Origin of the sequence: Gemella cuniculi DSM 15828 (assembly GCF_000425665.1) — a bacterium.
GTDB lineage: Bacteria > Bacillota > Bacilli > Staphylococcales > Gemellaceae > Gemella > Gemella cuniculi.
The window spans coordinates 161944-175250 of sequence record NZ_KE384431.1; the positions used below are offsets into that span (position 1 = coordinate 161944).

Below are 13307 nucleotides of genomic sequence, written 5' to 3' on the forward strand. Positions count from 1 at the left end.
ATTATAGACCTGGGATATTTAATCCATTTGTAAATTTACCTAGTGTTTCTTCTTTTAATTGTGTGGATTTTTCTAAAGCATCATTTACTGCTGTTAAAATCAAATCTTGAAGCATTTCTATATCTTCTGGATCCACTACCTCTTCTTTAATTTTAATATCCAAAATTTTTCCATCGCCATTTGCTATTGCAGTAACCATCCCTCCTGATACAGTTCCTTCAACAGTTTGATCTTTTAATCCTTCCTGAGCTGCTAACATATCTTTTTGCATCTTTTGCATCTTTCTCATCATTTGTTGCATATTACCCATTCCACGCATAGTATTTCCTCCTAAATATCTTGTTATAATATAATTCTATTTAAAATTACACATCTTGTCAATGGTTTTCAATCATTTCAAAGGTTTTCATTTTATTTTTTCTAAATTTATTTTTCTACTATTATGTCAGAAAATAATTCTTCTACTTTTGTGATATTTTTTTCATCTTCAAGTAGTATCTCACTTTTCTCATCTATTATATATTCTTTTTGATTTTCATTAATTAATATTTCGTACTGGTGATCTTGTAAAGTGTATATAGTATAATCTACACCTATATATCGTTTAAATAATTCTTCCAAATATTTTTTATACTTAGAACTTGAAGACATTTTAATCATCTTATCAGCTTCATTAAAAACAAGAAGTCCCCCTACTTTAGATGAAGCAACAAGTGTACATGACTTAAATAATTCTCTCATAACAACTACTTCATTATTATTAGCATTTAGACTTTCACTTATAATTTTTCTAAATACACTTGAAGCATAACTTGTAAAATTATCGTTAGCATTTTCAATTAATTCTTGAATTTTTCCTTTGTCTTTTATAATAACTTCTTTAATTTCATTTTTAGAAGTATTAGTCCAACTAATATTATCTCCTTCAAAATTATTGTTTTCATTGTTATCAATTTCTTTTGAGTTAAAAGTTTCTTTTTTTACAATATTAATTTTATTTTGTTTTAACTTTTCTTCTAATGCTTTTATTCTATTTTCCAATTCTATAATATGATTGTTAGATAATGAACTATCACTATTTAAAGAATTCATCTTACTTTCTTTTATTACATCAGATGTTTCCTTTGAACAAATTTTCACAATACAAATTTGCATATAACTCATGTATTCTGTAGAAAATCTAATGTGCTGCTCAGTTTGTGATAAAATTTCAATTATTTTATAAAAATAATCAAAAGAAATATCTTCAACTACATCATTTATTTTTTCTATTTCATACTGAGTATAATTATTATTTTTTAAATTTTTATATACAATAACGTCACGTGTTATATTTATTAAATCATTTAACAACAATTTAGTATCCTTAGCTTGATTTACAAAATTATTGTAAGTAAGAAGTGAATTCGTTACATCACCTAAAAGTAAATTTTTATAAAATTCAAGTATATCCTCTTCACCAATAGAAGATGTAACCTCTAATATATTGTCTAAAGTAATTTTTTCTGCATAATTAGACACTTGATCTAATATGCTAATCGCATCTCTCAGTCCACCTTTAGCAAGTGCAGATATCTTTTCTACAGCTTTAATTTCTATATCTAGATTTTCAGTTTTCGCAATATACGTTAATCTCTCTTTAAGTTGTTCATTTGATAAATTCTTAAATTCAAATCTTTGACATCTTGAAAGAATTGTCGCAGGTATTTTATGAATTTCTGTAGTCGCTAAAATAAATATCACATGTGCCGGTGGTTCTTCTAATGTTTTCAACAATGCATTAAATGCAGCTGTTGTAAGCATATGAACCTCATCAATTATATATATTTTATACTTACCTTCACTTGGAAGAAACTTTATCGCTTCCTTTATATCACGGACTTCATCAACACCATTATTACTGGCAGCATCTATTTCTATTATATCTACATTTTCCTTTTGATAAATTTCATTATTATTTACTTCATTAGCGAATATTTTTGCAATAGAAGTTTTACCTGTACCGCGTGGTCCATAAAATAAATAGGCATGACTAATTTGATTTTTTTCTATCGCATTTTTCAATACTGAAACTATATGATTTTGACCAACAATATCGTCGAACTTTTGTGGTCTGTATTTTCTATACAATGCCTGAAACATGTAAACCTCCTAATTAATAATACCTAAATAATTATACCACATTTTGGGAAAAATTTCGTCTTCAAATAATTACAGAACATAGCTGTAATATTAAAAAAATACAATTAGTTTAAATTAAAATTAAATAAAACTCATTGCGTCAAACATAGTTAAATCAACTGTTCGCAGTGGTTAAAGGTATATTCAAGAATAAAACAAAACTACTCAATTTCAAGAGTATTTTAATACTTTTTACGCAGATTTTACGCACAAAAAACAACCTCTCACTTATGTGAGAGGTTGTGATGTTTAATTAATCTTAACCTATTGTTCTTATTAAGTCATAATAAAAGAAAGGAGCGACTCAAAAATCGTGATTTTGCGGTAGTCGTTTAAGTTTTAAGTTCCTTTGGTACTTAAAAACTTTTACGAATAGCGTGTGCAAAAGGAACTATAATTTTAACGAACAAAGTGAGGAAAAGATTATAGTTCCAACTGCCAAATCGATTTTATTGAGTCGCCCCCGCATTTGGTTAATCGTAGTTTTTCTGAAGTCAAAGACTGTAAGAAAAACGTGCGAATAACTTATTGCGTTGTACATTATTGTTTCAAGAAGCAAAGCAACGTAGAAACAATTACTGTACAACGTATGCAAAAGCAACTATAATCTTAACGAACAAAGTAAGGAAAAGATTATAGTTGCCACTGCTCTACAGAAACTAAATTTCTAACGACCAAAAGGAGGAAAGAAATTTATAGTTTCGAATCAGTACAGTTTATTAGATTTCGAAAAAGCTTCTACAAAGTGTATTTCGAAATCAATAAACCACTGCGTTTTATTATATTTTTTAAAAACTTCTTGAAGTTTTAGATTTTTGGGTCAATCCCTTCTTTTTCAGCATTACTTAGCTACCACAGAATGTGGTTTTTTTACGGAAAATTCTTTTAAATCAAATTTTTTAATCTCTTTTGTTTTTAAATCATATTTCACTACCATATCTATATTTCCAAGTAAAAAATAATAATTATCTTTCCCATAAGTGAATGAGCTTATATTTGATCCTTTATCTTTATACTCAGGAAGTTTAATAATCTTTTCTGTTTTATTGTCTAGTGAATATATTGTAAATGGAAAATCTTTTTCATATACTCCGTAATGTTGAATAATCAAATTATTATTGTTTTTATCATAATATAAATTATAAGGATATGGAGTTGTTAACTGTACCTTTTTTATTTCTTTTGTTTTTATATTATATGTAACTAAATTATTTCCAGGACCTGGTTCTCCAGCGCTTGTTACACCATTCGTCCCTTCAATCATATATAAATATTCACCAACTAAGACCATCTTTAAGTAACCACCTGTTGTATAATTTAGGTCTATCTTTTCTATAATATTTAAGTCCTTATCCATTTTCCACAAATATGTTCCTTTAGAAAAGTTCTGTCGATTAACTGTTCCTACTAAAGTGTATAATTCACCATTAACATTAACAATACCTCTTATTATATTAACATTTTCATCAGAAATAGTTTTTTGAGATACTTTTCTTAAGGTGTTTTTATCATACTTAAATATATCTTCCTTATCTCCTAAAATAGATGCAATATAAATAAAGTCATCATCAATAGATAACGTGTTTCCACGATTAAATTTTTCTTTAGTGGCAGAAAAATCCCTTCTATTCATTTTCACAATATATGTATCTCTATATGGGGACATTGGAACTGTTAATGCATAAATAAAATCATTGTCTAATGAATGGTAATATTCATCAAAATTTTGATCACCATCTGTTCTCTTTATTTTCTCTATTTGTTTTAATTTACCATCTTGTTCTTTAAATGTAAAAATATTATTTTCGTCTAAAACCGCAAAATCAAAATTTTTTTTGATATTTTATTTTGACAACCAGACAAAAATAATACCAAGACAACAAAAAATAAAATTATTCTTTTTATTTTCATAAAAACACCTCCTAAATATATTTTAATAAATTTTATAGAATCCGCTTACATAGTTATTATAACTTTTTTTTTTATAGAATGTCAAATTAATTAAAATAATTTATTTGAATACCCTTTATTTTTTAATGCAAATATATATTTTCTAATTTAATTTAAATATTAATTTCAAAATTATAGGTTATTTCTCAAAAAAATCCACACTACTTTTGTTTTTAAGTAATGTGGATTTTCTTTATTGTCTATTATTAATTTTAAATTTTAAAAATAAATCGTTATATAATTGAAGCATTTCTGGTGACAAATCTTCATATACTTCAACCTTTTTAAATGTATCTAAATCTGGATAAAATTGTTCATCCTCTACCGTTTCTTTTGGTAATAATTCTTTTGCTTTTAAATTTGGTGTTGCATAACCAATAAACTCTGCATTTTTAGCAGCATTTTCTGGTCTTAGCATAAAGTTTATAAATTTATAGGCCGCTTCTTCATTTTTTGATGTTTTTGGAATTACAATATTATCAAACCATAGATTAGTTCCCTCCTTAGGAACCGAATATTCCATCTCTTCATTTTCTTGCATAATCGCGGCAGCATCACCTGAAAAAACTACAGCAACTGTTGCCTCATTATTTATCATTAACATCTTTTTTTCATCTGCATTTATTGCTTTAATATTAGGATGTAATAACTCCAATTTTCTTTCAGCTAAATTAAGATTAACTTCATTAGTATCGTTTACTGAATTCCCTTCTGATTGTAAAGCTATTCCCATCATCTCTCTTGCTCCATCAATAAGCAATATATTATTTTTCAATCTACTATCCCATAGATCATTCCATTTATCAAAAGTTAAATCTTTAGGTACTTTATTTTTATTATAAAGAATTCCTACTGTCCCCCAAAAGTATGGTATTGAGTATTCATTATTATAATCAAAACTTTTATCAAGAAGTTTTGGATCTAATGCGTCAAAATTTTTCAATTTATTTTTATCGATTTTTTTTAATAAATTTAATTTCTTCATTTTTTTAATCATATAATCTGATGGAATTACTATATCATATGGAGTTGAACCTGATTGAATTTTCGTAAGCATAGCTTCATTTGAATCAAACGTTTCGTATATTACAGATATCCCCGTTTCTTGTTCAAATTTTTTTATTAATTCTGGATCAATATACTCTCCCCAGTTAAAAATAGTAAGTGTTTGTTTACTTTTACTATTTGAACTATCTATAAAATTTCTACTGTACAATAATCCCATGCATAAAATTAAAATTGCCAAAGAGGTCATTAGTAATTTTTTCATATTATCTTACCTCCTTTTTTAATTTACTTGTATTCACTACATAATAAATTAACACTGCTAACATAATAAAAATGGTTAATACTGTTGATAATGCATTGATTTGCAAACTAATACCTTGTCTTGCCATAGAATAAATTTCTACTGATAAAGTCTGAAATCCGTTACCTGTTACGAAAAATGTTACAGCAAAATCATCAAGTGAGTATGTTAATCCCATAAAAAATCCTGCTAAAATTCCAGGTGTAATATATGGAATAACTATTTGACTAAGAACTTGCCAGTAGCTAGCACCAAGATCTATCGCTGCATCAACCATAGTTCTTGGCATCTCGTACAATTTTGGTAATACCATTAAAACAACAATAGGGATACTAAATGCTATGTGGGATAACAACACTGACCAAAAACCTTGAATACTATTTATACCTAATTGTTTAGAAATAAAAGTAAACATTAGTAGAAATGAACATCCAATTATTACATCTGGACTAACAATTAAAATATTATTCCCAACAAGATAACTATTTCTTTGTCTTTTTGATTTTAACGAATAGATTCCTAATGCACCTAAAGTTCCGAATATTGCTGAAAATAATCCACACAAAAGTGCAACAACTATAGTGTTGATTACAATAACCAACATTCTGCTATTTTCGAATAACTCAGTATAGTGTGCTAATGAAAAACCATCAAAGTTAATCATAGTTTTTCCAGAATTAAATGAATAATATGCCAAATAAATTAACGGAATGTATAAAATAGAAAAAATAATTCCTAAATATAATTTTGAAGTTAATTTCATTATTTTCTACCCCCTATACTCGTTTTATCTTTTGTATTAGTAAGTACCATAATGATACCCATAACTACTATTAAAAATACTGCAATTGTAGATCCTAATCCCCAATTTTGAGTCACCAAAAAGTGTTCCTCAATAGCTGTACCTAAATTAATAATTTTATTCCCTGCAATAAGTCTTGTAATCATAAATAATGACAGTGCAGGAATAAATGTTACTTGAATACCTGTTTTTACTCCATTTATACTAAGTGGAAAAATAATTTTTCTAAATGTAGTTTTAAAATCTGCACCTAAATCATAGGATGCTTCTATTAAATTTTTATTAATTCCCACTACAGAATTATAAATCGGTAACAACATGAATGGTAAGTAAATATAACTAGAAACAAAAACAAAACTAAATGAATTGAATAATAAACTTTGTGTACCTAGCCCTATATACTCCAAAAAACTATTTACTGTACCATACTCGCCAAACAATCCTAAAAATGCATAAGTTTTTAAGAGTATATTTATCCACGTAGGCATAATTATCAATAAAAGCAATAACTCGCTATATTTGCTCTTGCTAATTACAAATGCTAAAGGATAACTAATTACTAAACAAATCAAAGTAATTAAAAATGCATATAAAAAACTATACAGTGTCATAATCACATAAGTACTACTAAAAAATATTTTGTAATTAGAAAATGTAAAATTTCCATTTATATCATGAAAAGAATAATACACAATAAGTAAAATTGGAAAAACAACAAAAAGTAACATCCAAAAAATATAAGGAATCATAAAAAATGAACGAGTTTTTTTGTTAAACATATTTTATTCCTCCTCTTCATATGATTCTAATCTAGCATCAAATTCTTCTTCAGTTTCACCAGGAACCATTATGTGAATTGCTTCAGGATCAAAGTTAAGACCAATTGCCTTACCTGGCTTTGCCTCCTTAGTTGAGTGGACAATCCATTCGTTGTACTGATCATCTAAGCAACAGATTTCATAATGAACCCCTCTGAATAATTGGGTATCAACTACAACACTTATTTTTCCTTTTTCTACTGTTGTAATTTCCAAATCTTCTGGACGAATAACAACTTCTACACGTTTATTTTTATCCAAACCTGCATCAACACATTCATATTGTTTGCCATAAATTTCCACCAAGTAATCATCTATCATAACGGCATTAACGATATTAGATTCTCCTATAAAATCAGCTACAAAACGATTAACTGGCTCATCATAAATATCCAAGGGTGTCCCACTTTGTTCGATTTTTCCATTGTTCATAACAAAAATATAATCACTCATTGCAAGAGCTTCTTCTTGATCGTGCGTCACATAAATAAATGTAATTCCTGTCTGTTGCTGAAGCTCACGTAGTTCATATTGCATCTCTTGGCGAAGTTTTAAATCAAGTGCAGATAATGATTCATCTAATAAAATAATTTCTGGTTCATTGACAATGGCACGTGCAATAGCAACACGTTGCTTTTGTCCACCACTCATTTCATCTATATCACGTTTTTCAAATCCAGATAAATTTACTTGCTTCAAAGCTTTTTTTACTTTTTTATTTATAATATCTTTCTTTACGTTTTTTATTTTTAAACCAAATGCCACATTTTCATAAACATTCATATGTGGGAACAAGGCATAATCCTGAAACACGGTATTAACTTGTCTTTTATTTGCAGGAAAATCATTTACTATCTTGTTATCTAGTAATATATCTCCTGATGTAGGGCTTAAAAAGCCACCTATTAATTTTAAAATTGTACTTTTCCCACAACCACTAGGTCCTAAAAGGGTATAAAATTTCCCTTTCTCTATTTCTAAATCTATATTTTTCAAAACTTTTGTATTACCAAAAGACATAGAAACATTTTTAAACTCTACAATATTTGTCATTTTCTCTCTCCTTTTTTATAAATATGAATTTGTTGCTACAACTAATACCTCACATTCTTCATCAAACGGATTAGATAATCTATGCTCAGAAGTCGCCAAAAAATAAAATGATTCATTTTTAGAAGCAATATATTCTTCTTCTCCTAACATTAATTTACATTTTCCTTTTAAAATATAACAAAGTGTCTCTGATTCTGAAGGAGTAAATGTTTTGTAACTACTATTTTTTTCTAATTTTAATATAAGGGATTCCATTTCTTTTTCATTAGATTCTGGCACTAACCATGTTAATTCATATCCTTCATCTGTTTCTTCATAACTGGTTTGATCATCTAAAGAATAATAAACCTTTTGACTCGTGCTATCTTTATCAAAAAAATCTTTTGGTGCACAACCCAATACTTTTAAAATATTAAAAAAAGTTTCCATAGATGGTGAGGCTAAATCACGCTCTACTTGGGAAATATATCCCTTAGTCAAATCGGTCCGTTCTCCTAATTCTTCTTGAGTTAGATTTTTTTGAATCCTAAGTCTCTTTAATCTTTCTCCTATTAAATACATATTTATTCCTTTCATATTAGTCATTGAAATGATTTTCTATAATTTAAAAAAAACATATATCATTAAATTATCAGTTTAAAAATACCTTACTTTTTGTTTCTAAAGTAACTTATTATTAAACTCTTAGTTTAATAATATTAAATCACAAAGAATATGATACTATAATTTAGTAGTAAAATCAAGAATATTTTTTAAAAATTTATTAATCCTTACTTTTTACGTATATTGTAAAATGAAGTTAGCCACGAAAAAATAAAAAAAGTTTAAATTAAAACCAAAAAAATTAATTTTTTAATTCTTCATCCAAACTTTTTAAATTGACATTATTATCCTGTTTTTATAATACATCTATTAATTTTTCAATATCTTCTTTTTGAGTTGCCCAATCTGTCACAAAGCGAATAATTGTATTATTGTTATCATATTTCTCCCAATATGCAAATTTCATTTTTTTCTCTAATTCTTTTGCTGCTTCATTTTTTATTACAACGAATTGCTGATTAGTTGGAGAATCTAAGAAAAATTTATATCCCTTTTCTTTTAATGTCTCCTTCAATAATTCTGCCATATCTATTGCATGTTTGCTAATTTCAAAATAAAGATTATCCGTAAATAAAGCATCAAATTGCACACCAAGTAAACGTCCTTTAGCAAGTAATGCACCCATTTGTTTTATAAAGGTTGTATAATTTTGTGGTATTATTTTAGTATTTGAAAAAACGACCGCTTCTCCACACAATGCTCCTATTTTCGTTCCACCAATATAGAAAACATCACATAAAGATGAAAATTCTTGAAAAGTAATATCACATTCTCTAGCCATTAATCCATATCCTAACCTAGCACCATCAACAAATAACGGTATATCATACTCTTTACATACTTTATATAAGTTATTCAATTCCTCTTTTGTGTAAAGTGTTCCGTATTCTGTTGGATAAGTTATATACACCATACCAGGCATAACCATATGTGTACGATTAGCATCTTTATAAAAAGTATTGATATACTCTCTTACATCATCAACATTTAGTTTACCATTATAGTTATTCAACTCAATTACTTTATGTCCTCCAGCTTCTATAATACCTGCTTCATGCGTACTTATATGCCCAGTGTTTACTGCTATTACTCCTTCATATGGTCGTAAAAGAGATTTTATAACTGTTGCATTCGTTTGTGTTCCTCCTGTTAAAAAGAAAATTTCCGCATCTTTTTTTCCACATGCTTTTCTTATTTTTTCTTTTGCACTATCACAATAAGTATCAAAACCATATCCTACTTCAATTTTCATATTAGTTTCTACTAATTTTTCTAAAACTTTAGGATGCGCCCCTTTTGAATAATCATTAGCAAAAAATAATGTCATTACATATCTCCTTTTTGTTTTACTTTTTAATTTTTTTAATATATCATATAATGATATATGCTGTTAAACAATAAAATAAAGTAATGCTGTACTCATATTCTAAAATATAAAACCTTAAATTTTACAACAAAATTATAGCATAAAAACAATTGTATTTGCAATAATATAACATAAGGAGATTTTATGAACTTTAAAATTTTTGAAAATTACCCTAGTGTTGAGTTTTACCTTAAAAATTTTTTAAGAATATCTAAAAAAAATATTCATACTATTCGCATGAATACCCATCATAAAGAAAATACTATTTTAATTAATAACTTAGAAAAAAATTTAACTAGTTGCTTAAAAGAAAATGATCTATTGAGCATTAATGCTGATTTTAACAAATCAAAATACCTTATTAATAAAAAAATTATTATAAAAAAGGAATACGAAGATGATTATTTATTGATAGTTTCCAAACCTTTTGGTATAAAAACTCATCCAAACGACATAGAAAATGAAAATAATACTCTAGTAAATTATCTAATTTCCGAGTATATTTATCTCGAACCAATTCATAGACTTGATGTCGATACATGTGGTTTAGTTATTTTTGCCAAAAACCCCTTTGTAAAATCAAAGCTTGATTTTATGCTAGAAAAGCGCGATATTAAGAGATATTACACGGCCGTTGTAAAAAACAATATTCCCCCACAAATTATTAATACCAATATTGGTCGTAACCTACGAGAAAAAAATAAAATGGCAGTAACACGCAATGGGAAAACTGCTATTACTAATATTTTAGATTGCAAAAAAATCGATCAAAATAAATTTGCCGTTACTATTTCACTAGAAACTGGACGCACTCATCAAATTCGTGTTCATCTAACTTCGATAGGATCATCAATTATTGGTGATAAACTATATTCGAAGGATGGATATAAATACGATAAAATGTATTTAGGTGCATTAAAAGTAAAATTTAATCATCCCGTTACTAATAAAAAACTAGAAATTCTTTCTAGCCTTGAAAAGGAATTTTTTAATTAATTTTTTTATTAAAAAGAGAAGTTAGAATCGAAATCTAATTCGAATTAACTTCTCTTTTTCATTAACTAACATCAACTTTAAAAATAATCTTTTCTTTAACTAAATTTAAAAATTATTTTACTAACTGACTTTGAAGATATGCATCTACCATTTTATAAGTTGCTGTTACCGAATCTATATGAGTTCGTTCATAAGAATGACTTGACTCAATACCAGCTCCAAGTAAAGCATGCTTAACTTCTACACCAGCTCTCATTGCTGCTGATGCATCACTTCCATAAAAAGGATAAATATCTAATTTGAACGAAATACCTTTTTCTTTAGCTAACTCTACTAAATGCTGTCGAAATTCATAATGATATGGGCCACTTGCATCTTTTACACAAATTGAAACTGTATATTCATCTGTTTGTTGATCATCACCCATAGCTCCCATATCTACCGCTAAATATTCTACCGCTTCTTTTGGAATGCTCGAATTCGCACCATGTCCCACTTCTTCAAAACAACTAAACATAAAATGTGTTGTATATGGTAAACTAATATTTTCCTCTTTATATTTTCTTAATAATTCTAAAAGAATTGCAGCACTAACTTTATCATCTAAGAAACGGCTTTTTATAAAACCCGTTTGCGTTACTACTGTTCTTGGATCAAAGCTAATAAAATCTCCTACTTCTATACCTAATGCACGCGTTTCATCTTCATTAGTTACTTTTTCATCAAGTCTAATCTCCATATTTTCTTGAGTTCTTTCTACTGTTCCTGCATTTCGATAAACATGTATGCTAGTTTGATGAACTAAGATTGTACCTGTTACAGTTTTTCCATTACTCGCAATATGAATTCGACAATTTTCACCTTCTATCATATTCCATGGGTAACCACCTATTTGATCCATTTTTAATCTTCCATCTGGTTTTATTGCTCGAACAATAGCTCCAAGTGTATCAACATGTGCAGTTATAACTCTATGCTTGTCATTATTTTTCCCCTTAATGATGACATTTACTCCACCTTTATTTGTTCTAGTAGCTTTATACCCTAGATTTTCTAGTTCAGAAATTAAATAATCTCCTACTTCTTTTGTGTATCCGGTTGGTGATGGAATACTAGTTAAGTTTTTTATATAATCCACTACTTTATCCATTAATAAAAACCTCCCTATAAAACTTTTCTTTTAATACTAATAATGTAATGTAGTATATTTCAAAAGAACTCATGCAAAAGCACGAGTTCTTTTAGTATTTCGTAGTTATTATGCTTTGTTTCTTGAACCGAAAATATCAATTTTTTCGTGAACCATAGCTTTAATAGCTTCAAATCCAGGATTTAATAATTTACGTGGATCAAATCCCTTAGGTTTTTGATCTCCACCTTCTTCAATATATTTTCTAGTTGCTTCAGCAAATGCTAATTGACATTCAGTATTAACATTAACTTTTGCAACTCCTAGAGAAATAGCTTTTTGAATCTGATCTGTTGGAATACCTGATCCACCATGTAATACTAATGGAATACCACCAGTTACACTTGAAATATGTTCTAAAGTTTCAAAACTTAAACCAGCCCAATTTTCTGGATATTTACCATGAATATTCCCAATCCCAGCTGCTAAGAAATCAATTCCTAATTCAGCCATTGTTTTACATTCTTGTGGATCTGCTAATTCTCCACTACCAATAACTCCATCTTCTTCTCCACCAATTGACCCCACTTCACATTCAATTGACAAACCTTTTTCATGTGCTAAAGCTATCATCTCTTTAGATTTTTCGATATTTTCTTCAAAAGGATAGTGTGATCCGTCAAACATTACTGAACTAAATCCAGCCTCAATTGCTGCTTTAGTTCCTTCATAAGAACCATGGTCTAAATGCAATGCTACAGGAACTGTTATGTTAAGCTGTTCAACCATAGCTTTTACCATAGCTGCAACTGTTTTAAAACCAGTCATGTATTTAGCCGCACCTTCACTAACACCCAAAATTACTGGACTTTTTGCTTCTTCACATGCCAATAAAATAGCCTTTGTCCATTCTAAGTTGTTAATATTGAAATGCCCTACCGCATATCCTTCTTTTCTTGCTTTCACAAGCATATCTTTTGCCGGTACTAATACCATGTTGTTTTTCCTCCTTAAAATAACTACTTACTATACTATATTATACACCATACTATTAAAAAGTAAAGTGAAAAATTTTCAGGATAAGGCTTTCACTGTATAAT

At 27.9% G+C, this 13307-nt stretch carries 12 protein-coding genes; 1 reads left to right on the forward strand and 11 read right to left on the reverse strand.

Features of this window, described 5'->3' with window-relative positions:
• Position 1: 1 nt before the first annotated feature.
• The 9 genes from H612_RS0105435 to H612_RS0105480 all read right to left on the reverse strand — a co-directional run bounded on the left by H612_RS0105435 (position 2) and on the right by H612_RS0105480 (position 10043).
• Positions 2–319 carry a YbaB/EbfC family nucleoid-associated protein gene (locus tag H612_RS0105435; protein WP_027130521.1) on the reverse strand — a complete coding sequence of 106 codons (318 nt, stop codon included), beginning with the start codon at positions 317–319 and terminating at the stop codon, positions 2–4.
• A gap of 107 nt (positions 320–426) precedes the next feature.
• Entirely contained in the window at positions 427–2142 is a 1716-nt protein-coding gene (gene dnaX / locus H612_RS0105440) for a DNA polymerase III subunit gamma/tau (RefSeq protein WP_027130522.1), read from the reverse strand.
• A gap of 880 nt (positions 2143–3022) precedes the next feature.
• Positions 3023–3847 (reverse strand): NHL repeat-containing protein, encoded by an 825-nt coding sequence (locus H612_RS0105445; protein ID WP_156882796.1) that lies wholly within the window; start codon positions 3845–3847, stop codon positions 3023–3025.
• Positions 3848–4324: 477 nt separating this feature from the next.
• The gene (locus H612_RS0105455; protein WP_027130524.1) at positions 4325–5401 is read right to left on the reverse strand and encodes an ABC transporter substrate-binding protein; all 1077 of its coding nucleotides are present in this window, start codon (positions 5399–5401) and stop codon (positions 4325–4327) included.
• 1 nt (position 5402) lies between these two features.
• Positions 5403–6203 carry an ABC transporter permease gene (locus H612_RS0105460; RefSeq protein ID WP_027130525.1) on the reverse strand — a complete coding sequence of 267 codons (801 nt, stop codon included), beginning with the start codon at positions 6201–6203 and terminating at the stop codon, positions 5403–5405.
• Positions 6203–7021 (reverse strand): ABC transporter permease, encoded by an 819-nt coding sequence (locus H612_RS0105465; protein WP_027130526.1) that lies wholly within the window; start codon positions 7019–7021, stop codon positions 6203–6205. Before H612_RS0105465 ends, H612_RS0105460 begins: the two co-directional genes overlap by 1 nt.
• 3 nt (positions 7022–7024) lie before the next feature.
• Positions 7025–8113 (reverse strand): ABC transporter ATP-binding protein, encoded by a 1089-nt coding sequence (locus H612_RS0105470; RefSeq protein ID WP_027130527.1) that lies wholly within the window; start codon positions 8111–8113, stop codon positions 7025–7027.
• A gap of 15 nt (positions 8114–8128) precedes the next feature.
• Positions 8129–8674, reverse strand: coding sequence for a helix-turn-helix domain-containing protein (locus H612_RS0105475; RefSeq protein WP_027130528.1), 546 nt, complete (start codon positions 8672–8674; stop codon positions 8129–8131).
• Positions 8675–9011: 337 nt separating this feature from the next.
• Positions 9012–10043, reverse strand: a complete 1032-nt coding sequence (locus tag H612_RS0105480) for a threonine aldolase family protein (protein WP_027130529.1) — start codon at positions 10041–10043, stop codon at positions 9012–9014.
• Between the two features lie 183 nt (positions 10044–10226).
• Here H612_RS0105480 and H612_RS0105485 point away from each other — a divergent pair, with 183 nt between their 5' ends.
• Positions 10227–11078 carry an RluA family pseudouridine synthase gene (locus H612_RS0105485; RefSeq protein WP_027130530.1) on the forward strand — a complete coding sequence of 284 codons (852 nt, stop codon included), beginning with the start codon at positions 10227–10229 and terminating at the stop codon, positions 11076–11078.
• A 112-nt stretch (positions 11079–11190) separates the two neighbouring features.
• On the opposite strand, the gene H612_RS0105490 is transcribed toward H612_RS0105485, so the two are convergent.
• Both H612_RS0105490 and fba read right to left on the reverse strand, forming a co-directional pair.
• On the reverse strand, positions 11191–12228 hold the full coding sequence (locus H612_RS0105490) for a M42 family metallopeptidase (protein ID WP_027130531.1): 1038 nt from the start codon (positions 12226–12228) through the stop codon (positions 11191–11193).
• 108 nt (positions 12229–12336) lie between these two features.
• Positions 12337–13203, reverse strand: a complete 867-nt coding sequence (gene fba / locus H612_RS0105495; RefSeq protein WP_027130532.1) for a class II fructose-1,6-bisphosphate aldolase — start codon at positions 13201–13203, stop codon at positions 12337–12339.
• Positions 13204–13307: the final 104 nt, after the last annotated feature.